General features: G+C 52.8%; 26 protein-coding genes and 1 pseudogene. 6 read left to right on the top strand and 21 right to left on the bottom strand.

What is annotated here, in order from left to right; genetic code table 11:
* Positions 1–8: 8 nt before the first annotated feature.
* The 4 genes and pseudogenes from EVJ29_RS11500 to EVJ29_RS11485 all read right to left on the bottom strand — a co-directional run bounded on the left by EVJ29_RS11500 (position 9) and on the right by EVJ29_RS11485 (position 4169).
* Positions 9–551, bottom strand: a complete 543-nt coding sequence (locus EVJ29_RS11500; RefSeq protein WP_070328098.1) for a 4Fe-4S dicluster domain-containing protein — start codon at positions 549–551, stop codon at positions 9–11.
* Positions 548–2793 (bottom strand): annotated as a pseudogene (locus tag EVJ29_RS11495) (molybdopterin oxidoreductase family protein). Before EVJ29_RS11495 ends, EVJ29_RS11500 begins: the two are co-directional and overlap by 4 nt.
* Positions 2786–3040, bottom strand: coding sequence for a hypothetical protein (locus EVJ29_RS11490; protein WP_131441229.1), 255 nt, complete (start codon positions 3038–3040; stop codon positions 2786–2788). Before EVJ29_RS11490 ends, EVJ29_RS11495 begins: the two are co-directional and overlap by 8 nt.
* Before the next feature lie 13 nt (positions 3041–3053).
* Positions 3054–4169 carry an MFS transporter gene (locus tag EVJ29_RS11485; RefSeq protein ID WP_070328095.1) on the bottom strand — a complete coding sequence of 372 codons (1116 nt, stop codon included), beginning with the start codon at positions 4167–4169 and terminating at the stop codon, positions 3054–3056.
* 133 nt (positions 4170–4302) lie between these two features.
* Here EVJ29_RS11485 and EVJ29_RS11480 point away from each other — a divergent pair, with 133 nt between their 5' ends.
* A complete protein-coding gene (locus tag EVJ29_RS11480; RefSeq protein WP_131465863.1) occupies positions 4303–4674 on the top strand; it encodes a DUF3221 domain-containing protein in 372 nt (123 codons plus the stop codon).
* On the opposite strand, the gene modB is transcribed toward EVJ29_RS11480, so the two are convergent.
* The 6 genes from modB to EVJ29_RS11450 all read right to left on the bottom strand — a co-directional run bounded on the left by modB (position 4671) and on the right by EVJ29_RS11450 (position 10845).
* Positions 4671–5312, bottom strand: coding sequence for a molybdate ABC transporter permease subunit (gene modB, locus EVJ29_RS11475; protein WP_131465861.1), 642 nt, complete (start codon positions 5310–5312; stop codon positions 4671–4673). The genes EVJ29_RS11480 and modB overlap by 4 nt on opposite strands.
* Positions 5309–6046, bottom strand: a complete 738-nt coding sequence (modA, locus tag EVJ29_RS11470; RefSeq protein WP_131505130.1) for a molybdate ABC transporter substrate-binding protein — start codon at positions 6044–6046, stop codon at positions 5309–5311. The genes modB and modA overlap by 4 nt, the downstream gene beginning before the upstream one ends.
* 110 nt (positions 6047–6156) lie before the next feature.
* Positions 6157–6864 (bottom strand): iron-sulfur cluster repair di-iron protein, encoded by a 708-nt coding sequence (gene ric, locus EVJ29_RS11465; protein ID WP_131505129.1) that lies wholly within the window; start codon positions 6862–6864, stop codon positions 6157–6159.
* A 148-nt stretch (positions 6865–7012) separates the two neighbouring features.
* Complete coding sequence (gene aceA, locus EVJ29_RS11460; protein ID WP_070328090.1) at positions 7013–8293, bottom strand: isocitrate lyase; 1281 nt, start codon at positions 8291–8293, stop codon at positions 7013–7015.
* 66 nt (positions 8294–8359) lie between these two features.
* Positions 8360–8656 carry a hypothetical protein gene (locus tag EVJ29_RS11455; protein ID WP_070328089.1) on the bottom strand — a complete coding sequence of 99 codons (297 nt, stop codon included), beginning with the start codon at positions 8654–8656 and terminating at the stop codon, positions 8360–8362.
* Complete coding sequence (locus EVJ29_RS11450; protein WP_131505128.1) at positions 8653–10845, bottom strand: malate synthase G; 2193 nt, start codon at positions 10843–10845, stop codon at positions 8653–8655. The genes EVJ29_RS11455 and EVJ29_RS11450 overlap by 4 nt, the downstream gene beginning before the upstream one ends.
* 180 nt (positions 10846–11025) lie before the next feature.
* On the opposite strand from EVJ29_RS11450, the gene EVJ29_RS11445 reads away from it, so the two are divergent.
* Both EVJ29_RS11445 and EVJ29_RS11440 read left to right on the top strand, forming a co-directional pair.
* Complete coding sequence (locus EVJ29_RS11445; protein WP_070328087.1) at positions 11026–11472, top strand: MarR family winged helix-turn-helix transcriptional regulator; 447 nt, start codon at positions 11026–11028, stop codon at positions 11470–11472.
* Positions 11469–12104 (top strand): nitroreductase family protein, encoded by a 636-nt coding sequence (locus tag EVJ29_RS11440; protein ID WP_131441238.1) that lies wholly within the window; start codon positions 11469–11471, stop codon positions 12102–12104. The genes EVJ29_RS11445 and EVJ29_RS11440 overlap by 4 nt, the downstream gene beginning before the upstream one ends.
* 38 nt (positions 12105–12142) lie before the next feature.
* On the opposite strand, the gene EVJ29_RS11435 is transcribed toward EVJ29_RS11440, so the two are convergent.
* From EVJ29_RS11435 to EVJ29_RS15630, 4 genes are read right to left on the bottom strand one after another with little or no spacing between them, the layout of a single operon-like run.
* On the bottom strand, positions 12143–12805 hold the full coding sequence (locus tag EVJ29_RS11435; protein ID WP_070328085.1) for an NAD(P)H-dependent oxidoreductase: 663 nt from the start codon (positions 12803–12805) through the stop codon (positions 12143–12145).
* Between the two features lie 16 nt (positions 12806–12821).
* On the bottom strand, positions 12822–13433 hold the full coding sequence (locus tag EVJ29_RS11430; protein WP_070328084.1) for a class I SAM-dependent methyltransferase: 612 nt from the start codon (positions 13431–13433) through the stop codon (positions 12822–12824).
* The gene (locus EVJ29_RS11425) at positions 13426–14127 is read right to left on the bottom strand and encodes an ABC transporter permease (RefSeq protein ID WP_131465854.1); all 702 of its coding nucleotides are present in this window, start codon (positions 14125–14127) and stop codon (positions 13426–13428) included. The genes EVJ29_RS11430 and EVJ29_RS11425 overlap by 8 nt, the downstream gene beginning before the upstream one ends.
* Positions 14124–14246: a hypothetical protein gene (locus tag EVJ29_RS15630; protein ID WP_255417728.1), complete on the bottom strand. Its 123-nt coding sequence runs from the start codon at positions 14244–14246 to the stop codon at positions 14124–14126. Before EVJ29_RS15630 ends, EVJ29_RS11425 begins: the two co-directional genes overlap by 4 nt.
* Positions 14247–14382: 136 nt before the next feature.
* Here EVJ29_RS15630 and EVJ29_RS11420 point away from each other — a divergent pair, with 136 nt between their 5' ends.
* Positions 14383–15255, top strand: coding sequence for an ROK family protein (locus EVJ29_RS11420; protein ID WP_131443988.1), 873 nt, complete (start codon positions 14383–14385; stop codon positions 15253–15255).
* Between the two features lie 42 nt (positions 15256–15297).
* On the opposite strand, the gene EVJ29_RS11415 is transcribed toward EVJ29_RS11420, so the two are convergent.
* The 5 genes from EVJ29_RS11415 to EVJ29_RS11395 all read right to left on the bottom strand — a co-directional run bounded on the left by EVJ29_RS11415 (position 15298) and on the right by EVJ29_RS11395 (position 20306).
* Positions 15298–15792, bottom strand: coding sequence for a hypothetical protein (locus EVJ29_RS11415; RefSeq protein ID WP_131505127.1), 495 nt, complete (start codon positions 15790–15792; stop codon positions 15298–15300).
* The gene (locus tag EVJ29_RS11410) at positions 15789–17306 is read right to left on the bottom strand and encodes a diguanylate cyclase (protein WP_131465848.1); all 1518 of its coding nucleotides are present in this window, start codon (positions 17304–17306) and stop codon (positions 15789–15791) included. Before EVJ29_RS11410 ends, EVJ29_RS11415 begins: the two co-directional genes overlap by 4 nt.
* A 353-nt stretch (positions 17307–17659) precedes the next feature.
* Entirely contained in the window at positions 17660–18400 is a 741-nt protein-coding gene (locus EVJ29_RS11405) for an AAA family ATPase (RefSeq protein WP_131490630.1), read from the bottom strand.
* Positions 18391–19659 carry a HAMP domain-containing sensor histidine kinase gene (locus EVJ29_RS11400; RefSeq protein WP_131465846.1) on the bottom strand — a complete coding sequence of 423 codons (1269 nt, stop codon included), beginning with the start codon at positions 19657–19659 and terminating at the stop codon, positions 18391–18393. Before EVJ29_RS11400 ends, EVJ29_RS11405 begins: the two co-directional genes overlap by 10 nt.
* Positions 19659–20306, bottom strand: a complete 648-nt coding sequence (locus EVJ29_RS11395) for a response regulator transcription factor (RefSeq protein WP_070328077.1) — start codon at positions 20304–20306, stop codon at positions 19659–19661. The genes EVJ29_RS11400 and EVJ29_RS11395 overlap by 1 nt, the downstream gene beginning before the upstream one ends.
* A 143-nt stretch (positions 20307–20449) precedes the next feature.
* On the opposite strand from EVJ29_RS11395, the gene EVJ29_RS11390 reads away from it, so the two are divergent.
* Positions 20450–21013: a hypothetical protein gene (locus tag EVJ29_RS11390; RefSeq protein WP_131505126.1), complete on the top strand. Its 564-nt coding sequence runs from the start codon at positions 20450–20452 to the stop codon at positions 21011–21013.
* Between the two features lie 31 nt (positions 21014–21044).
* On the opposite strand, the gene EVJ29_RS11385 is transcribed toward EVJ29_RS11390, so the two are convergent.
* Positions 21045–21752, bottom strand: a complete 708-nt coding sequence (locus EVJ29_RS11385; RefSeq protein WP_131465842.1) for a hypothetical protein — start codon at positions 21750–21752, stop codon at positions 21045–21047.
* Positions 21753–21846: 94 nt separating this feature from the next.
* On the bottom strand, positions 21847–23757 hold the full coding sequence (locus EVJ29_RS11380; RefSeq protein WP_131505125.1) for an endonuclease MutS2: 1911 nt from the start codon (positions 23755–23757) through the stop codon (positions 21847–21849).
* 476 nt (positions 23758–24233) lie between these two features.
* On the opposite strand from EVJ29_RS11380, the gene EVJ29_RS11375 reads away from it, so the two are divergent.
* On the top strand, positions 24234–24704 hold the full coding sequence (locus tag EVJ29_RS11375) for a PTS sugar transporter subunit IIA (protein WP_236633526.1): 471 nt from the start codon (positions 24234–24236) through the stop codon (positions 24702–24704).
* Positions 24705–24716: the final 12 nt, after the last annotated feature.

Raw genomic sequence — 24716 nt, 5'->3', positions numbered from 1 at the left:
TTTCTTCCTCAGTCGGAATAGACGCCAAAGAATTCAGGGACGTAATTCCACTTATCGTCTTGGGATGGTTTTTTCCCTTCAATCATGTTCATTTGCACGCGCTGGCGGCGCAATTGCATCATCTCGTCATGATCGATGAAGCGAATCGCATCCGACGGACAAACAGACGCACACATCGGCGCGATATCATGTTTTGAGCGGTCATAGCACATGTCACACTTGTACATCTTGTTCTTCTCAAAATCGAACTTCGGAATCCCGAACGGGCAGGCGAACGTACAGTTGCGGCAGCCGATACATTTTTCTTCCGAAGCGGACAACACGACGCCTTCTGGCGTGATTTGAATCGCATTGGCCGGGCAGACCTGGGCACAGGCCGGATTTTTACATTGCATGCAGATCATCGGGAACGTCTGACGGCTCTCCGAGAAATCGATGTAGTCAACGTAGTTCCGCTCGAGCCCATCGTGGTCCCCGCATTCCCGACAAGCAGCTTGACAGGCCCGACAGCCGATACAGCGTTCAAATTCTAAATACATGACCTTATTCATTTTGTAGGAACCTCCTCATCCATGATGTGACAGCTCGTCGCAATCGCATGGTCCGCCATGAACGGCACGCTCGAACCGAGTGGAACCGTCAACGGGTTAACGTGCAGCGGGGTGTTAGCCGGCAATTTTTTCATTTTAACCGCACATACTTTGAATTCGGGCATGCGCGACATCGGGTCAAGGCACGGATTCGTCAATTGGTTGATCGCGAGCTCTTTGCCCCAGTGGTAAGGGACGAAGACCGTGTCTTTTCGAATCGCTTTTGTTAAACGTGCTTCGACGATCATGGAGCCGCGGCGTGTCTTCAATTCGACTTTGTCGCCCGTTTGAAGACCATAGCTTGATGCGAGCTCAGGATGAATCTCAACGAACGGCAGTTTTGACATCGTGCTCAAGAAATCGATGCGTCGTGTCTGGTTCCCCGTAAGGTAGTGGAAGACGACCCGACCTGTCGTGAGCGTGACCGGATATTCTTCATTCGCGTATTCTCCCGCCGGACGATACGTGACGACCGGTAGATTCGCCTTCCCGTTCGCCGTCCCAAAGCGTTCTTTGAACATCGTCGGTGTACCAGGATGATCTTCGGACGGACACGGCCAAAACACACCGTATTCGTTGTCGATCCGATCCCACGTGATACCGGAATAATCAGCCGGTCCGCCTTTCGTGGCGATCCGGAACTCTTCCCAAATCTCAAGCGGCGTTTCGTACGGGAAGTATTGTCCACGGCCCATTCGTTCAGCGATTCGTTTCATGATTTCCCAATCTGGGAGCGACTCTCCGAGCGGCTCACGGACTTTTCGAATCCGAATCACTCGTCCTTCTAAATTCGTTGTCGTCCCTTCATCTTCCGCCCAAGAACAAGCAGGCAACACGACGTCCGCGAACTCACAAGATTCAGACATGAAGAAGTCACTGACGACGAAGAAGTCAAGCTTGTTGAAACTGTCCCAGACGTATGGAAGGTTCGGTGCCGACACGGCCGGGTTCGAGCACATGAGATGCATCGCTCGGATCGTCCCAGCTTGAATTTCATCAAACATCTCGAACGCGGAAACGCCTGGTTTCGGCATTTCGGAAGGATCGATGCCCCAGACCCCGCTCACATATTCGACCGCTTTCGGGTCGGTGAGTTTGCGGTATCCTGGCAACAAGTCGGCTTTTTGTCCGTGCTCGCGCCCACCTTGTCCGTTGCCTTGTCCGGTCATCGTCGCAACGCCAGAGGCGAATTTCCCGATCATGCCACGCAGAAGTGCCATCGATGTGTAGAGCGATACGTTGTCGACCCCTTTTGACTGTTGCTCGACACCACGAGCGAACAACATGACTGATCGTGGGCTCTTCCCATAAATATGACCAGCTTTTTCAATTTTTTCGATCGCGACCCCAGTCACTTCGCTCGTTCGTTCGAGCGACCAGTCCCGGACGGACGCCTTCAACTCTTCGTAGTTATCGCAGCGTTCGTCTACGTAAGCTTGATCGACGTAGTCGTGTTCGACGAGGAAGTTGAGCAACCCCATCGCGAGCGCCGCATCCGTTCCCGGTTTCAAATCGAGGTGGACGTCGGCCACGCGTGCCATCGGAATCTCGCGTGGGTCGGCCACGATGATCTTGGCCCCTTTATCTTTTGCTTTCCAAATATGTTGCGTCGTCGTCGGATGACATTCGGCGATGTTCGAACGGCGACGAAGAACGTGTCGACGTGCTCAAACTCGGTCCACGGCAGCGTCGCCCCGCGGTCGATCCCGAGCGTCTTCAAAAATCCGCCGGCAGCCGACGACATACAGAAACGTCCGTTATAGTCGATGAACCGTGTCCCGAGCGCTACGCGAGCATACTTCCCGACGAGGTAACACTTTTCGTTCGTCATCGAGACACCACCGAAGACGGAAACCGCATCTTTTCCATGCTCCCGTTGGATCCGTTTGAAGTTCTCTTCAATCACGTCGAGCGCTTCTTCCCATGTCGCTTGTTCAAACTTTCCGTTCCGTTTGATGAGCGGTGTCAAAATGCGGTCTGGGTGCTCGATCGTCTGATAGGCAGTGACCCCTTTCGGACAAAGCTTTCCTTTGTTGACCGGAAAATCATAGCGGGGTTCAACCCCTTTGACGGCCCCAGTCTTCTCATCGACGCGAATGTGCATGCCGCACTGCATCCCGCAGTAGCAACAATGGGTCGTAATCAATTTCTCGCCCGGTTTGATTAAATTTTGTACTTCTGGCGACGTTAAAAAGTCACTCATCGTCTTCCCCTCCATAGAACGTTTCCGCTCTTCGTTTTGAAAATCCACTGACGTGATAGCCGTTGATCGTTTGAAGCGGATAATGCATTCCGTCACTTCCAGACCGTCCTAACGCCGAATCGAGACGGGCCCGACGACGACAGGAATGACAGAGATCTTGGACCGTGTGTGCTTCGTCTACTTTCACGAGTTGGTCCGACCCTTCGAGCAATTGTTTCACTTGTTCGATCTCTTCATGCGTACCCATCGGTTCTCCGCATTTAACGCACAGGTGTCTCATCTTTCGTCTCCTTTGGGCGCCCGAATCCTGGCATCGACATGCCCGTGTTCGTATCGACCGGGTGTGTCGGCAACTGACCGTTCATTAAATTCAACTGCATCTTCACGCGCATCGAACGGCGACACGGTTGGCAATAGTCAGACAGCTGTGTCCCATCTTGCAAGCCGAGCTGGATCGTCTGCGCTTGTAGGATGGCCTGGACGTCCTCGACTTGATTGTCCGTCGCATAGCGTGTGCCACATCCGGCACAGACGCGTGTCTCGTCCGCTTCGACTTCCCGATAGTTCATCGGTACACTAGCAGCCATCGGGCGGACCGGTAAGTGAAACAGCTTGCCGAACGGGAAGTAACATAAAAAGATGATGACCGTCAATTGATGGAACAAGGCGAGCTCATGATGGATAAATCCACCGAAGAACACGTACGAAACAGTTAATAACAAACCCGATACAGTGACGATCAGCAACATGAGGAGCGGCAAGATATCAAACTCGAACCGCTGTGTCACTTTTACGTCTTGATCGTTGATGCGGCGATAAAGCGCCATGAGCACCCCGACTAAAAGCATGAGCGCGGTGATGTTCAAGCCGTTATAGACCATCTCGGCGAACAGCCCGTGAGCGGCCATCTTGATCGTCGGAATATTAAAGACGACGATTTGATACGTCTCGATGTCGATCAAATCAAAACGCATCCATTGGAACGTCAAACCGAACGTGATGGCGAACGATCCGAGGCATCCCCAAGCGATTAACATATGCTGGGTCCAGCGGTACCATCCACGCTCCCAAATAAATTTCTGCAAGACGATGTTGTTGACCGTCGTCGCGGCGATCGCTTTACTGGCACGCTTCTTTTCTGATTTCATCTGTTTGAGACTTCGCTTCAACACTTGCGAGGTGGCCGGCCGGGCAAAGAATAACGTCAACCGGACGACCATCCCGATCATACAGATGACGGCCGCAATGTAATAACCAAACAACGCCATATCCACATGCTCAAATCCTGCCGAGGCAACCCACGTCGAGAGCACCAAAACGGTAAATCCTACGAACGACCACTTCGCGGCGGTCGAATAAAAATGACGATCAGTCATATGTGTTCCCCCTTCTCTTTCCGAACGACTTCATAGTTTCATCATAAAGATGACATCTAGACTTAACTGTTACTTTTTTCACAGATAAGCGATTCGAGACGTGACAGAATAATGAACGAAGGAGGCGCACGCTATGAAATCTTCTATTAAAATATTTTTGTTTCTGACCATCACGGCCATGCTCGTCGTCTTTTCCATCGGTTTCGTCTTCGCCAACCGGGCGACGACCGAACCGGACGTCGAAGGCTATGTGATCGAAGTGAATGAATCTGACCGCACCGCCCTCATCATCAGCGGCATCAGTGCGGACGAGGCAAAACTAACCGCTGATGCGTTGTTCGCACGAGCCGACCCTGAAAACGTGAGCTGGTTCAAATTTCAAGTGAAGGCAACGTTCGAACAGATTGAGGTCGGCGACCACGTTCACATTTGGAAAAAGACCGGTCCGAGCATTCTCAACACTCCGAACCGATCTTATGTGAAAAAAGTCGACGTGCTCGACTAATATTGACGCTTTCCGTAACGTTCGCTCAGCCACAAGACTAAAAACGCCAGGCCGACCAACCATCCGCTCCAAATGAGCGCTTGGGTCATGTCCCCGTTTAACGTGGCCATATAAATCGCTGTGGCGAGCGTCATCGTCTCGCCCGGAATATTCCCAGCAATCATCATCGTGATACCAAATTCCCCGATCGAACGGGCAAATCCGAGGACGAATCCGCTCGTCAAAGCGGGTAAAAGAAGCGGAATCGTGACATACGTGAACAATTGACGTTCCGTTCCACCGAGCACGCGACCGGCCTCGTACCATTCCGCATCCAACTGTTTTAACCCGAGCCGAATCGTCTGGTAGACGAGCGGGAAAGCCGCCAAGGCAGAGGCGATGATGTTCGCTTGTTTCGTGAACAAGATGGTAACCGGCAACAGTCCCCCGATCCCGTTGTTGCCAAGAACGATCAACGCGTATAAACCAATCACGGTCGGCGGCAAGATGAGCGGCAATAAAAATAGCGTCTCGAGCAACCATTTCCCTTTAAACTGGCGATGATGCATGAGATAGGCGGCCCAGAACGCGAGGACGAAGGCAAGCATCGTCGCGATAAACCCGACTTCGAAAGTAAGTTGCAGTGGGGACTGCGTCATTTAGAAAACCCCTTTGCTAAAAAAATCGCTTGAATATCGTCATCGAATAAACGCTCATATACGTCACGCACATATGGACCATGCGTCAAACGGACAGCCGGATAGGAGATGATGCCGGTCGCTTCAAGCGAGACGGCTTGAAGCGCTGCGACACCTTCTGTCAGCTCTGTTTTATACACGAATCCCCCATTCGCATCCCCTTGCTCGACGAGCGTAAGCACTTGTCTCACGTTTTGGGCAAAGATAATCCGAGATTTCACCTGTCCCCATACTTCCGCTTCATCCAACGCCGTTTTCGCATAACGGCCTGCCGGAACGTTCACCGGGTCTCCAATGACGATTCGGGCGCACAACTCCAATTCCTGCCACTCACTCGTGCAACTTTTTCCCTTTGGGGTCACAAACCACAACTCGTTTTTCAAGAACGCATCCCGGTCTAACACGGGCACCTGCAACTTGTCGACATCCTCCTCACTAGCGGCTAAAAAGATGTCAGCCGGAGACCCGTGATTGATTTGGGATCGTAAGGCGCCACTCCCGTTCGTGACGACGCGGATGTCGACGTCGCCGAGTTCGGCTTCAAGTTGTCGTTCCACATGCTCTAGGACTGGTCCTAAACTCGTCGCCGCTAAAATCGTCACGGTCTCGTCATGGGCGCCAGAAGGACTTGACCAGATTTGACTCAATAACAGGACGACCGCTACCCCGACGATGACTCCACTCACCCGCTTCATGATTGATCACTCCTTTGCTTCTCCTTTATCGTAGCGATTGACTCGCGTTCCTTCTGTATCAAATGTCACAAAAATACACCTCCACGTGATGGAGGTGTAAATTGTATCTGTCAGACAAGCGTACGTGCACGCGGGAACAAAATATTGTTCTCAAGGTGAATGTGTTCGAACGTATCTGATTCGAGTGCCTCTAGACGTTGGTAGACGAGTCGATACGTCCCACACGCACCTTCAGGCGGCGTATAGTCGTTCGTAATGTGACGAAGTTCTTTCAAAATGTCACCGGCCGCTGCATGTTCCGACTCGAGCGCTTCTAAAATGGTCATAATCTCACGTTCCGTCTCAGCCGTCGGTGCCGACTCATGTCGAAGCAACATCGGGAAGTCTTCCATCTCTTCTTTGACGATATGCTGTTCAAGTTCCACTTTCAATTGATTGAACAACTGATGGATGCGTCCAAGGTGTGGATGGTTTTGTCCATGCACGCGGAATACTTTGGTCACATATGGTGTGAGCTGTGGCAATTCATCCGTCAAAAATTGGTGATGCTTATAAATAATATGCTCAATCAATTCCGAAGACGAAGCTGCATCCCAATCGATGCTCGTTTCGTTCATCTCCTGTTTGCGTCGATAGAGCGCGTTGACTTCTTCTAAAATATCTTCCGTCGATCGTTTCGACTTGTCCGTCGCTTCAGCGAGCGGTCGATTGCCGCCGCAACAAAAATCGATTCGATTCCGTTTAAAAATGTCTGCTGCTTGCGGGCATTGCTTGACGATTTCAGATACGTGCGTGTCGCTCGTGAATGTTTGTGTCATCTGTCATAACCTCCATGTTCGTTTTGACATGTTCAGCGTAGCAAGCGTTCAACTTTAAAAATGTGAAATATGTCACATTTAAGCAACTAAAATCGCCTCGTTCCATATTTAGACACACAAAAAAAGCCCCTTTTTCAAGGGGCGTTCGTCAATGTGATGGCGTTTCAAACTGTTCCGCCTCGGTCGATCCAGCGAGCGCGGTCGTCGACGACTGTCCGCTCGAGATGACGAGTGAGACTTCATCGAAGTAGCCGGTGCCGACTTCACGCTGATGGCGCGTCGCCGTGTAGCCGTGTTGTTCGGCCGCAAATTCGGCTTGTTGTAACTCAGAATATGCTGCCATCCCACGATCTTTATAGCCGCGGGCGAGCTCGAACATGCCGAAGTTGAGCGAATGGAACCCGGCGAGTGTGACGAATTGGAACTTGTAGCCCATCGCCCCAATCTCTTGTTGGAACGTCGCGATCTCGTCGTCAGACAGCTTCTTCTTCCAGTTGAACGAAGGCGAACAGTTGTAGGCGAGCATTTTTCCAGGATACTTCGCATGGATCGCGTCCGCGAACTGGCGTGCTTCTTGCAAGTCCGGTTCCGACGTCTCGCACCAGACGAGATCGGCGTAAGGCGCATAGGCGAGACCGCGGGCGATCGCCTGCTCGATGCCGGCCTCGGTCCGGTAGAAGCCTTCCGGCGTCCGGTCGCCGACGATGAACGGATGGTCAATCGGGTCGATGTCACTTGTGATCAAGTTGGCCGCATGCGCGTCCGTCCGGGCGACGATGATCGTCGATACGCCCATGACGTCTGCTGCTAGGCGCGCCGCGATCAAGTTTTTCACAGCCGTTTGCGTCGGGAGCAATACTTTACCGCCGAGGTGACCACACTTTTTCTCCGAAGACAGCTGGTCTTCTAAGTGGACACCGGCCGCACCAGACTCGATCATCGCTTTCGTCAGCTCGAAGACGTTGAGCACACCGCCGAACCCAGCTTCCATATCGGCGACGATCGGCGCGAACCAGTGCGTATCCCCTTTCCCTTCCGCCGTTTGAATCTGATCGGCCCGTTGCAGCGCCTGATTGATTCGCTTGACGACGCTCGGTACCGAGTTGGCCGGGTACAGGCTTTGGTCCGGATACATATGCCCTGATAAGTTCGCATCAGCGGCGACTTGCCAGCCGCTTAAGTAGATGGCCTCAAGCCCCGCCTTCACTTGTTGGATCGCCTGATTTCCGGTGAGCGCCCCGAGCGCGTGGACATAATCCCGTTTGTGGAGCAGGTCCCACAGACGTTCCGACCCTTTCGTCGCGAGCGTATGTTCGATCAAGACCGATCCACGAAGCTTCATGACGTCGTCGACTCCGTACGGACGCTCGACCCCGTCAAACCGTTCCGACTGAAAAACCTTCTCGAGTTGCATGCGTTGTTCATTCATTGTTATTCCTCCTGTATTATATTAGTTTTATTTTAATTAAATTGTTATATAACAGACGTTACAAACTTAATCCAAGTAGGCGCAGCATTCGAGTGCCGACTTGAACGTCGAATGTTCCATCCCACAACTGCGGCAGACGTTTTCCTCGTCCCGCTCTTCTGGTTTGCGGAATACGACGACTTCCTCGACCGGTTCTTTCATGATTTGGAGCGAACCGTCCGTCCGATCGAGCACGAGGCGCATCAAGTCGTTGCCATATACGAATGCGGTATTGGCGAGCGTCGCTGTCGACTCTCCAGAGACGATGCGGCGGACGACCCAACGTTCGATTAACTGTTCGCTTTCGATTTTTTTCGTTGTCATGATGATGCTCCTCCTTTTAAGTTCAATTCAAGTGTCGACTGTGTCAAAAACTGACGGCGGCGGCGATGCAAGATCGGTTCCGTGTACCCGCTTGGCGAATCCGTTCCTTGGAACACTAAGTCTTTTGCTGCTTGATACGCGATCGAGTCGGTCACGTCCGGCGTCATTGGCCGGTAGTTCGGGTCGGCCGCGTTCTGCTTGTCGACGACTTCAGCCATCCGGTACATCGTCGCTTCGACTTGCTCACTCGTACAGACACCGTGATAGAGCCAGTTGGCCACGTGTTGGCTCGAGATGCGGAGCGTCGCCCGGTCCTCCATCAACCCGATATGGTGGATGTCCGGCACTTTCGAGCAGCCGACACCTTGCTCGACCCAGCGGACGACATAACCGAGCAGCCCTTGCAGGTTGTTCTCGAGTTCCTCCCTCACTTCATCGTCTGTATAGACGCGTGTCGCGAGCGGAATCTCGAGCAGGCGTTTCCGTTCGCTGTCGATATCGAATGATCGTTGCACCAACTCCCGTTGGACACGGAACGCATCCACTTGATGGTAATGGAGCGCGTGGAGCGTCGCGGCCGTCGGCGACGGGACCCAGGCGGTCGTCGCGCCGGACTCAGCATGGGCGACTTTCTCCCGCATCATGTCGCGCATCTTATCAGGCATCGCCCACATCCCTTTGCCGATTTGGGCTTGTTGATAGAAGTCGGCCGCGAGTCCGGTCAAGACGTTCAAGCGTTCGTAGGCATCGAGCCAAGCCGACGTCTTCATCTCGCCTTTCTTGCGCATCGGCCCGAACGTGAGCGACGTATGGATCTCGTCACCGGTCCGGTCAAGAAAACCGGTGTTGATGAAGACGATCCGCCCCTTCACGCGTTCGATGCAGTTTTTCAAGTTGAGCGACGTCCGTCTCTCCTCGTCCATCACACCGACTTTGAGCGTATGGCGCGGCAAGTCGAGCACGTCTTCGATCGCGTCGAACAAGTCGTTCGTGAACGTGACTTCCTTTGAACCGTGCATTTTCGGTTTGACGATGTAGATCGACCGTTCCCGCGAGTTCCGTTTTGAGTCGAGGTGACGGCTCGCGATCAGTGACGTGAAGATGCCGTCGAGGATTCCTTCCGGTACTTCCCTTCCTTGATTGTCGAGCATCAAATCTGTCGTCATCAAGTGACCGACGTTCCGAATGAACAGTAAGGAACGTCCCGGCAGCACGACGTCTCGTCCGTTTCTGCCTGTGTAGCGGCGGTCTTCATTCAGCTGGCGCTTAAGGGGCTTGCCGCCTTTCGTGAACGTCGCTTCGAGCGTGCCGTCCATCAGCCCGAGCCAGTTTTTGTACAGGTGGACCTTGTCCCGAGCGTTGACGGCTGCGACCGAGTCCTCACAGTCGACGATGGCCGATAAGGCAGACTCGAGTTCGATATCGGTGAGCCCTGCCCCATCCGTGCGGCCGATCGGATGGTTCCGGTCAAATTTCAGTTCGGCATGGAGGCCGTTATGGACGAGCACTAAGCTCGTCGGACTATCCGGATTCCCGACGTAACCGACGAAACAGTCATTGCTGAACGGGACGTCTTGTCCGTTGATGATGACGTATGGTTCATCGGCGCGAACCGCGTATCCTTCCGCGTCCCGGTGCGAACCCGTTAGAAGCGGGAACGTGTCGTCGAGGTATTGTTTGGCGTAAGCGATGACCGCTTTACCCCGGACCGGATTGTAGCCGGCCGACTTCGTTTTTCCGTCCGCTTCATCGATGACGTCCGTTCCATACAGCGCGTCATAAAGACTTCCCCAGCGTGCGTTCGCCGCGTTCAGTGCATAGCGTGCATTGTCGAGCGGGACGACGAGCTGTGGTCCGGCTTGCTGTGTGATCTCCGAATCGACACCTGAGACGTCGATACTAAAATCAGGGACGACCGGTTCGATGTAGCCGATCGATTGGAGGAAGCGTTCGTAGCTGACAAGGTCAAAGTCTTGTTTCTGTTCGCTGTACCACTTCTGTAACAGTCGCTCAAACGACTCCCGTTCGTGAAGCAACGCCTCATTTCGAGGAATGAACTCGTCTAGTATGCGCTCGACTCCTTGCCAAAACTGATGCCCCGTCTCTGCTCCTGGCAATACATGAGCCGAGACGAAGTCGAGGAGCTCCTGATGTACGCGATAAGTTCCTACTTGTGTATACTGTTCCAAGCCTTCACATCCTCCCGTATTTGTTGTTATATATCAGTTGACTTTAATATAGACTATTATATAACAGTTTGGCAACAGGTTTTTTAAAACTTTTTATTTGCCGGCAATCGAAAAACACGTTAGGATGAATTACATGACCCATCAATGATTGAGTCATCAATTAGTTAAGGAGGGTTATGGATGCGCGAATCTTGTTCGCCTAGCGACCAAATTCTCTACAACGTCATCACTGTACAAAAAGAACTCAGCCAGCTGTTCGATACCGAAATGGATGGACTGAGTCTGACCCGATACGATATTTTGAGCAACTTGAATCACGTCGGTCCACTTCGCCAACGCGAGCTGCAACAGCGCGTCGATGTCGATCACGCGGCCATCACCCGTCACTTGAAACAACTCGAGACGCAAGGGCTGATCGCTCGTGAACGATGTCTTCAAGACAATCGCGTCATCTACGTCGACTTGACCGAGCTCGGTCGCGACAAAATTGCACATTGGACCGAGCAAAAGAAGTGCTTATCGGACCGACTTTTTGTAAACATGAAGGTAGAGGAGCAACAACATTTGCTCGACCTGTTAAATACGTTACAACACAACATTCAACACGAAAGGAAGACCCTAATATGAACACGACAACACAGAAAGACTTTATGGAGATTGTAAAAGGACGCCGTTCGATTCGCGTCTATGACGAGAGCGTCAAAATCTCGAAAGACGAAATGACACAAATCCTCGAGGAAGCGACGACAGCACCGTCTTCGCTCAACCTTCAGCCATGGCGCTTCGTCGTCATCGACAGCGCCGCCGGAAAAGAGACACTCCTCCCGCTCGCGAGCTTCAATAAGCGTCAAGTCGAGACGTCATCGGCTGTCATCGCCATCTTCGCCGACTACCAAATGGCCGACTACACGGAAGAGATCTTCAATTCGGCTGTCGAGCGCGGCCTGATGCCTCCTGAAGTCCGCGACCGCCAAGTCGACATGATCAAAGGCATCTTCAAAGACGCACCGAACGAAATGATCAAAGACAGCATCTTGCTCGACTCAGGCCTCGTCGCGATGCAGCTCATGCTCGTCGCCCGTGCCCACGGCTACGACACGAACCCGATCGGCGGCTACGATAAGAAGAATATCGCCGAAGCGTTCGGTCTCGAGAAAGAACGCTACCTCCCGGTCATGCTCCTCTCGATCGGCAAAGCCGCGGAAGAAGGTTACCCGTCGGTCCGTTTCCCAATCGACCGCATCACAGACTGGAAATAAGCAAAAGCTCAATCGCGTCGAGGCGATTGAGCTTTTTTTCATCCGATGTATTTGACGACCTCGTTGAAGTCGCGACGCGTCTTCGGCGCGAAATCGCGAGCCCGGTAACCGAACGCGACCATGGCCGAGAGCGACCAGGCCCCGCGTTCCATGACACCTTCTGAAATCAACAGTTCATCAATCTGTTGTTGGTTGAACCCTTCGATCGGACATGAGTCGATCCCGATTTGGGCTGCTGCCGTCATCATGTTGCCGAGCGGGATGTACGTCTGGCGCTTGATCCACTCTTGGAACACTCGCTCGTCGTCTAGCAGACGGTAATCTTGCTCTTGGAACTCCTGCACTCGTTTGATTCGGAGCGCATATTCATCCTCGGTCCGTCCTTGGACGCCCGTGATGATGTGGCGCAGATAGTCCGAATCATAGCGCATTTCCTGCGGCGTCCGGGCCAAGATCAAGACGAAATGGCTCGCCGTCAACGCTTGTCCTTGAGCACCCCACGTGTTGTCCTTAATTTTTTGAAGTAAATCTTCGCGACGGACGACGACGAACTGCCACGGCTCGAAGCCGAATGAGCTCGGTGACAACCGTCCCGTCTCCAGGATAAATTCAAAGTCGCTTTCATCAATCTTGCGGTCCGCGTCGAACTCTTTCGTCGCTTGACGCCAACGGTACGCTTCTAAAATATCTTTTTTCTTCACTCAAATCCACTCCCCATTACCAAGATGACTCCATCATATCAAATCGATAAATGAGAAACCGTTCATGAAGATTCTTCAGCGGCAATCGGACGTCTTGGACGTAACGGAACGGTGTCTCATCATTCAAAAAGTGTAAATAATCGTCGGACGGATAGTAGAGGATGATATCGACCGGACGCGGCGAGAGCTCGACCGAGTCGAGGATGTTGGCAACGACTTGGCGGAACACTTGAACCGAGAACGGGTTGAAGAAATAAAATCGGTTCGCCTCAGGTGGGATCATAAACCGTTCGGCATACGCGCACTCGAACTGGACGCTCCCACGCGACCGATGCTTCTTCGTATAGTTGACCCAGTTTTGAAGCGCCTCCTCGTGATAGCCCCCATCCATCTCGACCCCGATGGCGCGGACACGGAACGTGTAGGCGAGATAAAACGGCAACCTCCCTTTCCCGGATCCAAAGTCGACGACCGTGTCCGTCGGCTCGAGCGGATAGGCGTCGCGTAACAAGTCGAGCGCAGCATATGGGGTCGGCTCATAGCGATGGTATTCGACCGAGGTCGGGAAGCCTTGCTGAGGCTTCACCGTCTCGATTTGTAGCAGTCGTTCATATTGTTGTTCAGTCATGAAAGTGTCCCTTCTTGATTTTTTGGAAGAATGAATCATGCAACGCCTCGGCCAAGTCGATTTCGCGATCAAGGTACGGCTGACGCGACATCCAACCTTCCCCGGCATAAAGTGCCAGTGCGACGAAACCACTGCCGAAGACGACTGCCGCGAGCGGACGGCCGTCAAGGAACGCATATAGGCAAATCATGGCGATGATCGTGACGCTAACCCGCAACATCCAATGGCTTCTCCTAATCTGTAACTGATACTGAGTCCACATATGGAGCCAAGCGATTAGGAGAACCGACAAGAAGAATGACAAAATTGAAGCATGTGTCCATCCCCAATCGACGAGCACCGGCCTAAACAACGAAACGACCACACCATATTTAATGATCAGCTTAACGATATGATAGGACAGCGAATAGCGCTTCAACACCTTGATGAGCGCATCGCCGGTGCTTCGCGTGACATCTGCTCGTTCGACCCAAATGAAAAACGTATCGCTGACGACAAGGAGCAGGAAGAGCACCGCCCAAACGAACGCCGAAACGTCGCCGACCCAATCAAGACCACCTTGCCAGAACAAGATATACTGATAACCGAGAAAGAAAAAGAGCGGAAACACGACGTACAATCTGAGCCGCCACGTGTTCCAACGCTTGGCCGCATGGTCCATCACGCGTCGCTTCAATAAATACCGAGCTGTCATCGCACGGCCACATGTTCAACCATTTCAAACAACGTCCTGCTTACCGATTGAATCGAGTCGCGCAGCTGTCGTTTCGCCGCTTCCGTCTCAAAACCGGCGTTCCCGATATGAACATCCATGTGAACCTCCTCGCGACCGATTTGCATCATTTGGCATGGTGCGCTAATGTGGATAAGCATGTGTTCTTGTCTATCTATCATACCATGCCCCAAACATAGCCTTGACAACAAAATCCCCCGTAAAGGAGTAAGTACTATGCAACATTATCTAGCCATCGATATCGGTGGTACGAGTATCAAATACGGAGTCGTCCAAACTGATGGGACACTTCTGTCGAACGACCACGTCCCGACCCCTAAGACGTGGAAAGCATTTCTCGAACAGATCGATGCAATCGTGAACAACACGCAAGCCGCGGGACCGATCCAAGGAATCGCCTTTAGCGCTCCAGGCGCCGTCGATTCGTCGACCGGGGTGATTCACGGCGTTACCGCCCTCCCCTACATTCACGAACAGCCTTTCCTCGAGCCGTTTCAAGACCAGTACGACTTACCCGTCACCGTCCTAAACGACGCGAACGCGGCAGCGCTCGCCGAAGGATGGACCGGGGCCGCCGCTTCTTTGAAACGTTATGCGACAGTCGTCATCGGCACAGGTGTCGGTGGTGCTTTTATCGACTCGAACGAAGTCATGGTCGGTTCACACTTCCATGGCGGCGAGTACGGCTATTGGATTCTTGACCCGAATGCCCCCCACCCGGACGGCACGTGGAGTAAAGTCGGTGCGACGGCCGTTCTCGTGAAGCGGTGCAGTGATCGCCTCGGACTGCCCCTCACCGGCAAAGACGTGTTCGACCTTCAATCGGACTCACGTATCCATGAGGAACTCGAAAACTTCTATCGTTGGAATGCAATCGGACTCTACAATCTCCAGTTCGGGCTCGACCCGGAACGGATTTTGATCGGTGGCGGCATCAGCCGGCGGCCTGAAGTCCGTGACGGCATCAAGCGTCACCTCGATGCGCTCACGGATTCGTTCGGTACGTTCCGGATCGACGTCGAGACGTGCGCCCACTTCAATGAGGCCAACTTGATCGGCGCTGTCCGGTTCCACCTTTTAACGAACTAAAAACAGGGTTTCCATCACCGCTTGGTGAAGGAACCCTGTTTTCTATTGTCTGATGCGGTCCTCATGCAAGTGGTGATACACCTCGTCCCGGATCGCTTGGAGCGTCCGATCATGAACAATCACGTGGGCGCGAATGATGCGGTTCGTCCGCTCATCGATTTTCCGCGTCTCTAGATAGCGATCTAAGATCGGTAAACTGAAGTCATCGATTGGCAAATACGTAATCGGGATCACTTCCTGTCCCGATTTAACGGAGACTTGTATCCCGTTCACGTCAGGAAAGAAGTGCGACTCGTAATACGGCTCGATGATGAGCTCGTCTTTCATCGCGTCCCTTACTTCGGGAATTGTCGTCGGCAAGGCAATAAAGTACACCATCTGATCAAACGAGAACGAGACGTCTTGTAACGAAACGTGCAATGCCGCCGCCTCACGCTTGGCGATGTGACGTAAGATGAATAGATAGCAGTACCGGCTCGACAGCAAGATGGTCCCAACAAAGGCGACCGCCATCATCATGACGCTAAACTCACTCATAGCGTCACCCCTTCCCAGCGACAGACTTGATTTTTCCCGCGTGACTTGGCCGCATAAAGCGCCTGGTCCGCACATTCAATCAACTGTTCGACCGTCTGATCACGAAGCGTATGCTTCGAGGCGACGCCAAAACTGAGCGTCAACTGCCCACCCGGTTGTTGATTCCCATGCATGAATGTTGTACCGAGCACGGCTGAACGAATCGTTTCGGCCACATACGTCGCTCCGATCTCATCGAATCGCGGGAGCAAGACGACAAACTCTTCGCCGCCGAACCGATACGCCATCTGTTCGTCGGGTACACTTCGGCGAATGACGCTCGCGAGTCGCGTCAACAGTTCGTTCCCCGCCAAATGACCGTTCGTATCGTTATAATGTTTGAAGTGGTCGATGTCCATGACGATGAGCGACAGTTCGTCTTCATCACATTCGCGGAACAATACATCCAAATCTTGCTCGAACGAGCGATGGTTCTTCAAACGAGTCAGTCCGTCACGGAGCGCGAGCGTCTCAATCCGTTGATAAAGCGTCGTCTGATGCAACGCAAGCGATGCCTGTTCCGCGATGGGCCGAACCCCATCGATTTTTTGAGGGGTGATCGGCTTCTTGTTGACGACGTTATCGATGACGAGCAATCCGTACGGGATACCTTGATGATGTAACGGGAAGATCGTGCACTCATCCATCTGTAACTCTGTATGTAATAGTCGTAGGACCGCATCATCGGTGATGCTCGCATAGACGTGTTGCGGTCGGCCCGAGTCGAGCGTCTGTTTAAACACATGATTGGAATTAAATGGGAACGTCATTTTGCGAATTCGCTCGTTCAATTGCTCGTCTTGCGTCGAGTCCGTCTCTTTCTCGTCAATCAATCGTTGAAGGTCATAATGTTGCCGTGTGATTTCTTCCCAAATTTGATACCCTTCTTCGGGATTCATCGGTCCCGTCCCCATGACGCCGTAAATGCTGTCTTTTTCCGGGTCGGCAAAAAAGATGATCGAGCGGTTGAAGCCGAGCCCATGACCTGCCGTCACCGACGTCAAAATCGTCTGGAGGAGACGGTCCGGGTCGAGCGTATCTTGCATCGTGAAGCTGACTTCACGAAACACGTTCAATTGACGAGAGCTTGTCGTCAACATCCGTAACCGATCCGATCGTTCCCGTTTCAATTGTTTAATATAACCGAACAAGAGCGCGGCACCGAGTCCGAAAAAGATATAACTGAGCAACAACGGAAACGATAAATCTCCTGATTGGCTATAGACGAGCAACCAACCGACAAGAATGGCGGTCACCATGCCCGTCCATTGAAAACAGATGAGGCCGGTCGCGATGAGCAGCAGCACCGACCAATGTAAATCATAAAAGTCGAACAGAATCCCATGCCAAATCACGACAAGGCTACTCGCCCCAACGAGTAGCCAACGGTTCAAAGATGGGGTCGTCATCAAGCGCAGTACGTTGATGACGAGTGTGATCAGGACGATGCCAACAATCAATAAACCGTATACCATCGCTACCCCCCATTTCGTCAATAATCATCTCTACACGTCTATTATAGAGCGATTATTCAAACGTGGGACAGTTTTCGCCCAATTACTGACCAAACTTTTAAGTTTATTGAAAGATTTTCCAATAGACTTCAACGTTTGTTTTACATCATTATTTCGTGTACTTTAGCACAGTAACGTGAAATGATGGAAGCAATTAACCGAATCAAGTGAGGTGGAAACCTAATGGATTTTTGGATAGACACGCTCTCATCGATCGGGACGTACATGCTGATCGCTGCCGGTGTCAGCGTCGCGATCATTTTGTTGCGGAAAATCACGAAGTCATAACAAAAGGCGGCCGGGGCCGCCTTTTGTTATTCAAATAAAATCCGTTGCATCCGCTCCGGTGCCGCTAAAAAGTCGCGCATGACCCGGACGTGTTCGAGTTCATCGAACGTCGTCGGCGCGAGCCCCGCCTCGACTTCCAAAATCGCCGCGTCCGGATACGACATGAGAATCGGTGAATGACTCGCGATGATGAATTGGCTCCCAGCCTGCACGAGCTCGTGCATCCGGGCGAGCATCGTCAATTGACGCATCGGCGACAACGCGGCCTCCGGCTCGTCTAAAATATAGAGGCCCGCGCCCCGGAAACGGTGGAGCATGAGCGACAAGAACGCTTCCCCGTGCGACTGCTCATGGAGTGAGCGACCGCCATACGATTCGTAAAATCGTTCAGGGTCTGGACTCGATCGCGCTATTTCGTCCACGTAACTTGATAGCTGATACGCCGTCTCGGCCCGGAGGAAAAAACCGTCCTTCGGGCGATACGCACTACGAATTGGGCGCAACGCCTCGAACAGCGGGCTATGCGTCGACTCGGTCTCAAAGCGGAACGTCGTCGCCCCTCCTTCCGGATTGAATCCGGCGGCAATCGCCATCCCTTCGATCAACGTCGACTTGCCGCTGCCGTTTTCCCCGACTAAAAACGTGACCGGCTTCGTCAACGTCAATTCGTCAAACGCTTCAAAAATTGGGAGCGAAAACGGATACCCTGGCGTTTCGATCCGATCTCGTTCTAAGCGGACACCTCGTAAAAATAAGTTCAATCCCATTCGATCCAAAAAATCGCCCCCTCGTTTGATTCGACCCCGTAATTGAGTTGCTGCGCTTCAAGCAACAACTTGTTGATGGCGAGTCCAAGACCGTGTCCGTTCGACCGGTCACCTTTGACGTACATATCCCATACGCTCGCACGCATCCTATCATCGAGCCCCGGACCTTGATCCTCGATCTCGAGTCGGTTTCCGACAATTCTGATTGTGATGACGCCACCGTCGGGACTCACCTGGTAGGCGTTATGAAGAAAGTTGGACAACACCCGTTCCATCGCCGTTTGATCGGCTTGTAGCGTGACTGCTTCGAGTTCGAGTTGGACGGTGACTTGTTTATGCCGGAACCAGTCTTCCATTCGTGCCACCGTCTCACGAACGAGTCCGTCCAATCGGATCGGCTCGATTTGGAGCGGCAGACTTCGTGACGATAACTTCGAGTACTCGAGCATTTGCGTGACGAGACGATCGATCCGGTCAACTTCTTCGGTCATGCTCCGTCCTGTCGATGAGACGTCTTCTGGCTTGACGACGCCGAGCTCGAGCATCTCTGCCTCGTTGCGAACGATGGCGAGCGGTGTCCGAACATCGTGTGTGACCCCAGAGATGAACGTCTTTTGCAGCGTCTCTTTTTCTTGAAGCGCACGATTCATCTGATCGACCGCTTCCGTCAAATCACCGATTTCATCGTCTGTGACCGGCGGCAAGTTGATTGTGTGTGTTCCTGCCATGATCGCCGTTGCCGCTTGTTTCAATTGGACGAGCGGTGACGTCAAGCGCCGCCCCATCCAATACGTCACGCCTATCGCCGCGACGAGGGCGAGCAGGAAGCCACTCCCGAGAATCATATAGATTTGACGGAACTGGGGATTCGCTAGCGGCGCATTCGTATACGTCACGATTTGAATGTCTCCTTCTTCTCGTAAAAACGTCAAGAGACGCGTACCGTTTACGCTGACTTGATCGCGTGCCGCTAATGCGTCCGGGTTCAGCGTCGGTGTCATCTGTCGCCGCATCCGTCCGCCTCGGTCAAGATCGATCGGTTCGCCGTCTTGAAACACGAGGACGTTGAGCTGTCCCGGTATGCCTCGCCCTTCAGCTAATGCGTCATAGACGATGTCCGCTTCACGCTCGAGCTGGGCGTAGCTTTCCGTCTCGGCAAAGCGGCCGATCAAGAGCGACGTGAGTCCGAACGTGAGCACAGCCATGACCACGAGCGGGAGAATGGCGGTCCACAACAACTTTTTCATCAACCGGTTCATCACACGTCCTCCAATCGATAACCGACCCGATGCACCGTCTTCAACTGCCGTTTGATCGTCTTGGACTTGTCGCGGAGCTGTTTAACGTGCGTGTCGACCGTCCTCGTGTCACCGACGAACGTATAGTCCCACACGTCGTCGAGCAATCGGTTCCGGTCAAGCGCTTCCCCGATATGCTTCATGAAATAGAGCAACAGTTCGTACTCCTTATTGGCCAATCGAATCGGTTTCCCGTCTTCCGTCACCGTCCGTGATTTTTCATCCACTTTCAGATCACCGAACACGATGCCATCCGTCTGCTTGACGAGACGCTTCAATCGAATCTCGAGCTCCTTCAAGACGATCGGTTTGACCAAATAGTCGTCAGCACCGAGCTCAAGACCGAACACCCGGTCATCGGCTTCCCCGCGTGCCGTCGTCAACACGATGGCCGGCCGCGGCTGAAGTGTCTGTAATCTCGGAATGAGCGTCCATCCTTCCCCGTCCGGCAGGCGAACGTCGAGCAGTACCGCATCGAACGGCTGATCAAGCAGTCGTTTCGCCTCGGCGAGTGTCCTCGCCACGCTGACAGTAAAGCCCGCGTACGTCAAAAAACGGGCCATCCCGTCCGCTAGCTTCTGTTCATCTTCCACTACGAGCACGTTCATCTGTATCGCCTCCACTCCCATTATATCGCATCAAGAAAGCATCCCATCGTTTCCCAAATACAATTTGCAAAAACCTTGCAACTCCCTCACAACTTGCCGGCGGGCAAGATCTACACTTGAGGTAGTAAAAGGAGGAGATACACATGAAATCATCAAAATTAGCACTCGCTTTGGCCGGCCTGCTTGCCGTCTCGGGCACAGGCGTCTACGCAGCCACGAACGAGACGACGACAACTGAAACGACAGAATCGACGGAAGCTTCGACGCAATGCGAACGCGGTGAACGCGGCATGTTCGGAGACCGGGCAGCCGGACAAGCGGCGTTGCTTGAGGCGCTCGGTTTGAGCGAAGCCGAGGTCGAAGCGGCACGTGAAGAAGGACAGTCGCTTCCTGAGCTCGCGGAAGAGAAAGGCATCACGGTCGACGCATTCATTGACGCGATCATCGCCTCACACGAAGTGAAACTTGATGCAGCGGTCGAGAACGGTAATTTGACGCAAGCGGAAGCCGACGCGATTTTAGCTGAACATGAGGAGCGATTCGCCGACGTGACAAGCTATGACGACCTAGACATGCAAGGACCGGGAGGCAGAGGTCGACACGGTCACGGGTCGCATCACGGTGGCCAATTCGGTGGTCCAAACCAAGACGACAATACACCTTCAACAGATGACAATGTAGAAAATCAGAGTACAAATTCACTGTAAGCAAAAAGGCAACCAAATCTCGGTTGCCTTTTCATATGGCCAATAAAAGTAACGCGTATCCGATGAGCCCGACGGCAAAGGCACGAAAACTGCTGTCACGCTCTTCGGGCAACTCTTCTTTCATGACGTTCAAGATGATGCCACCGGCCAAAAAGGCGACAATCATCGACAGCGTGACTTCATGAAGCGCTGAAAACGCCCCGACACTCCAGCCGACGAGCACCGCGAGTGAAAGCAACAACCTTCCCCGCTCGTCATATAACTGTTGATGGTGGTGTCTCAACCCTTGATCGACCGTGATGAAATGAATCCCTAACGCGAGAAAGTAGAGCGTCATCGCCCATATCGTGTCGAACTCACTCTCTGCGAGCACATACCCGATGCTAAAATTGTAAAAGATGAACAGCGCCATATGAATCCAAAACACGCTTCCTTCATCTCGTTTTTTCATTTGGGATGCCAATCGCTCCAATCCGTAAAAAACGGCCAAACCGAACATACTAACGATGAGGATATGATTCTCGATCGAGGCGAACAGACCGCTCCCGAGATGTCCTTCGAGCTCGCGTTGGTATTCATTCAGTTCAGGCAAGAGATGCAAGAACACGTAAGCGACAGCGACGCCACCGGCGAGCGACAAGAAGCGGCTCCGTGGCGTCTCGCGCACGTGAATCAGTTGACCTGAAAAGTAGTGGATCAAGGAAAATCCGATGGCAAACAACAAACTTAACCAAAACATCTAGTCCACCTCCGACACATTACCCGACAGCCGGACGTTTCGTCATGACTCTCGGTCCTTGGTCCTTACCCGAGCGCTTAAGGTCATACACTTTTTAGTCTCCACGTTCGGCGCGTTGCCGTGCCCGAATCTCTTTTTCAACACGACGCAACGCTTTCTTCGAGCCACGCTCAAAATCATGCGCCTCTTTGCGCTCTCGATAGTCTACGAACAACGTCTCTAAGTCATAACCCGCCGGATAGAGATCAACCGCCTGCGCTTCAAGCCGGACGCGTCGCAACGGATGGTCGCTGAACGTCCCTTCTGCATAAACCGTGACATGTCGCCCAGAATCGTCCGTCGCATAGACGAGCCCGACTTGATTCGTCTCGAGTAACCGGACGCGATCTCCTTTTTCAAATTGCTGGATCAGTTCCGGTTTCGCATTCACCACTTCTTGTGTCAGCTTCGAAGTGTCGACGAGTGTCTGGTCATATACTTTTTCTTTCATATAACGTGACGCTTGTTTCAAAATCGCTTCGGGTAGCTTCATTTTCCGGGCAATGAACAACGCGTTGCTGTCACCGGACTGACCGATCAACAACCGATACTTCGGCTCGAGCGTGTCCGGGTCGAACTGCATCGCCGCGTTCATGAAGTCCGGATGCGCCTCGGAATACGCTTTGATTTCCCCGTAATGGGTCGAGGCGACGACGAGACAGCCGCGCTTGTACGCCTCTTCTAAAATCGCGATGGCGAGCGCCGCGCCTTCGTTCGGTTCGGTCCCACTCCCAATTTCGTCAAATAAGAGCAGCGATCGCTTGCCGGCCCGCTGCATGATCGTCGCCACGTTGTTCATGTGGGCCGAGAACGTGCTGAGGGCAGAACCCATGTCTTGATTGTCACCGATATCGACGAACACGTCGTCAAACGTCGAGATGTCCGTGTCGGAATGAGCCGGAATGTGCAAACCGCTCATCGTCATTAAAGTAAGCAAGCCGATCGTCTTCAAGACGACCGTTTTCCCGCCGGCGTTCGGTCCGGTGATGATGAGTCCGCGGTACGTCTCGCCGAGCGAGAAGTCGAGCGGGACCGCCCCATCAAGCAACGGGTGCCGGACTTGTCGCAAACGAATTTTCCCGGTCCCGTTCACGCGTGGCGAAATTCCTTCGATCGTCTGGCTATACTTCCCTTTGGCGAATACCATGTCGTACTGGGCGATGACGTCGAGCGTCGTCTCAATCGCCGGTAACGCTTCGGCTACCATACCGGTCAGCGTCGCGAGCACTTGATAGATTTCAACCGCTTCCTCGGTCCGTTTGACGGCGAGTTCCGCGTTCAGCTTGCTGATCGCTTCCGGCTCGATGAACACGGTCGTCCCCCGGTTCGACGTATCGATGATCGTCCCGGCGACTTTATGTTTGTACGACGCCTTAATTGGGATCGTGAATCGGTCCTGCTTCTTCGTCACAAACGCGTCTTGAATCGCTTCACGGTTGGCCGCGCTCTTCAAAAATTTAGTCAACCGCTCCTCGATCCGCCCTTCGAGAATATCGATTTGCTTCCGAGTCCGTTTCAGTTCTTTTGACGCCTCATCGACGACGCGTCCGGCCCGGATCGACCGAACGATTTCTTCTTCGATCGAGCGCCTTTCACTCATCTCGTCCGCGTACAGAGATAACAACGGTGCAAAGAACGTCTGCTCGGCCATGAATCGTTTCAGTTTGCGGGCTCCGCGGAAAAATTCAGCGACGGCTTCAAGTTCACCCGCTTCGAGTTGGATGCCACGACTGATTTTCCCGATGAGCGGTTCCATGTCGGACAACCCGATGAACGGGACGTGCGACGAGGCGTCTAGGATCGCTCGTGCCTCCGACGTCTCTTGCAGTCGTTTCTTCACCGTCTGTAGATGGCTCGTCGGTTGTTGATTTCTGAGCAACTTGCGACCGAACCCGCTGATGCAGTAGCGTTCGACTCGTTGGATGAGTTCAGTATATTGTAGTTTTTCTAACGTTTGTTCGTTCATGGTGATCTCTCCTTAAAATAGGGTGGAGATACCGCGCAAACAAAAAGCGTCGGTCGATGACGACCAACGCAAAAAGACAGACCGGTGTCTGGCAGTTTATGATGGGCGGTATCCGTAACAGAACATGAAGGCATGACAAAAACACGCGTCATCCTACGTTTTTCAGTTCGTTAGGCAGATACGACCTCACTCATCAACATGCAACACCTTTCACTTAAGATTCGTCTTCACTATACAACAAATTTCAGAATAAGTACATTTTTTAGACAGCGCTTACAAATTAGGTCTTGTCTTCTTTTAGATAGCGTGCTATGTTGAGACAGAAGAAACAAATATTGATCACATGTGACTGATTCGATCAGGCATGGGGTAAGACGAAAGGCTCACGCCACCCGTCTATACTCCATGCCTGTTTTGTTTTTTCACAATCATTTTCGCAAGGAAAGGATGAAGTGAACATGTTATTGAATAAGTGGATGAAGAGACATACACTGACACTTTATGCACCCATGGAAGGAGACATCATTCCACTTGAGCAAGTGGCCGACCCCGTCTTCAGCGAGAAGATGATGGGCGACGGAATCGCCATTAAGCCGACAAACGGAACAGTCGTCGCACCGGCTAATGGAACGATCGTCCAAGTCGCACCGACGAAGCACGCCATCGGCATCCGGACGGAAGACGGAGCTGAGATTTTGATTCACGTCGGACTCGACACGGTCGAACTTTCAGGAGACCCGTTCACAGTCCACGTCACTGTCGGTGACCATGTTGACGTCGGACATCCTTTGTTGACAGCGGACTTGAAGCGGATTCATCAAGCCGGGAAGGACACGGTCACTCCGATGATCGTCACGAACGGAAGCGACTTACCTCACCCCTACTCGTTCCACGCGGGCGGGCCCTCGCTTTCCGGAAAGACTGTCGTCGCTCAAGCGGAACAATGACTCCTCGATAGG

The sequence above is a fragment of the Exiguobacterium sp. SH4S7 genome, assembly GCF_004336795.1.
Classification (GTDB): Bacteria; Bacillota; Bacilli; order Exiguobacteriales; family Exiguobacteriaceae; genus Exiguobacterium; species Exiguobacterium aurantiacum_A.
This window is presented reverse-complemented; position numbering and strand designations above follow the sequence as displayed.

What these genes read in the sequence shown, in the direction of transcription:
- EVJ29_RS11500 (WP_070328098.1), bottom strand. Translation starts at nt 551, where the DNA reads ATGAATAAGGTCATGTATTTAGAATTTGAACGCTGTATCGGCTGTCGG.
- EVJ29_RS11490 (WP_131441229.1), bottom strand. Translation starts at nt 3,040, where the DNA reads ATGGGTACGCATGAAGAGATCGAACAAGTGAAACAATTGCTCGAAGGG.
- EVJ29_RS11485 (WP_070328095.1), bottom strand. Translation starts at nt 4,169, where the DNA reads ATGACTGATCGTCATTTTTATTCGACCGCCGCGAAGTGGTCGTTCGTA.
- EVJ29_RS11480 (WP_131465863.1), top strand. Translation starts at nt 4,303, where the DNA reads ATGAAATCTTCTATTAAAATATTTTTGTTTCTGACCATCACGGCCATG.
- modB (WP_131465861.1), bottom strand. Translation starts at nt 5,312, where the DNA reads ATGACGCAGTCCCCACTGCAACTTACTTTCGAAGTCGGGTTTATCGCG.
- modA (WP_131505130.1), bottom strand. Translation starts at nt 6,046, where the DNA reads ATGAAGCGGGTGAGTGGAGTCATCGTCGGGGTAGCGGTCGTCCTGTTA.
- ric (WP_131505129.1), bottom strand. Translation starts at nt 6,864, where the DNA reads ATGACACAAACATTCACGAGCGACACGCACGTATCTGAAATCGTCAAG.
- aceA (WP_070328090.1), bottom strand. Translation starts at nt 8,293, where the DNA reads ATGAATGAACAACGCATGCAACTCGAGAAGGTTTTTCAGTCGGAACGG.
- EVJ29_RS11455 (WP_070328089.1), bottom strand. Translation starts at nt 8,656, where the DNA reads ATGACAACGAAAAAAATCGAAAGCGAACAGTTAATCGAACGTTGGGTC.
- EVJ29_RS11445 (WP_070328087.1), top strand. Translation starts at nt 11,026, where the DNA reads ATGCGCGAATCTTGTTCGCCTAGCGACCAAATTCTCTACAACGTCATC.
- EVJ29_RS11440 (WP_131441238.1), top strand. Translation starts at nt 11,469, where the DNA reads ATGAACACGACAACACAGAAAGACTTTATGGAGATTGTAAAAGGACGC.
- EVJ29_RS11430 (WP_070328084.1), bottom strand. Translation starts at nt 13,433, where the DNA reads ATGACTGAACAACAATATGAACGACTGCTACAAATCGAGACGGTGAAG.
- EVJ29_RS11425 (WP_131465854.1), bottom strand. Translation starts at nt 14,127, where the DNA reads ATGACAGCTCGGTATTTATTGAAGCGACGCGTGATGGACCATGCGGCC.
- EVJ29_RS15630 (WP_255417728.1), bottom strand. Translation starts at nt 14,246, where the DNA reads ATGGATGTTCATATCGGGAACGCCGGTTTTGAGACGGAAGCGGCGAAA.
- EVJ29_RS11420 (WP_131443988.1), top strand. Translation starts at nt 14,383, where the DNA reads ATGCAACATTATCTAGCCATCGATATCGGTGGTACGAGTATCAAATAC.
- EVJ29_RS11415 (WP_131505127.1), bottom strand. Translation starts at nt 15,792, where the DNA reads ATGAGTGAGTTTAGCGTCATGATGATGGCGGTCGCCTTTGTTGGGACC.
- EVJ29_RS11410 (WP_131465848.1), bottom strand. Translation starts at nt 17,306, where the DNA reads ATGGTATACGGTTTATTGATTGTTGGCATCGTCCTGATCACACTCGTC.
- EVJ29_RS11405 (WP_131490630.1), bottom strand. Translation starts at nt 18,400, where the DNA reads ATGGGATTGAACTTATTTTTACGAGGTGTCCGCTTAGAACGAGATCGG.
- EVJ29_RS11400 (WP_131465846.1), bottom strand. Translation starts at nt 19,659, where the DNA reads ATGAACCGGTTGATGAAAAAGTTGTTGTGGACCGCCATTCTCCCGCTC.
- EVJ29_RS11395 (WP_070328077.1), bottom strand. Translation starts at nt 20,306, where the DNA reads ATGAACGTGCTCGTAGTGGAAGATGAACAGAAGCTAGCGGACGGGATG.
- EVJ29_RS11390 (WP_131505126.1), top strand. Translation starts at nt 20,450, where the DNA reads ATGAAATCATCAAAATTAGCACTCGCTTTGGCCGGCCTGCTTGCCGTC.
- EVJ29_RS11385 (WP_131465842.1), bottom strand. Translation starts at nt 21,752, where the DNA reads ATGTTTTGGTTAAGTTTGTTGTTTGCCATCGGATTTTCCTTGATCCAC.
- EVJ29_RS11380 (WP_131505125.1), bottom strand. Translation starts at nt 23,757, where the DNA reads ATGAACGAACAAACGTTAGAAAAACTACAATATACTGAACTCATCCAA.
- EVJ29_RS11375 (WP_236633526.1), top strand. Translation starts at nt 24,234, where the DNA reads ATGAAGAGACATACACTGACACTTTATGCACCCATGGAAGGAGACATC.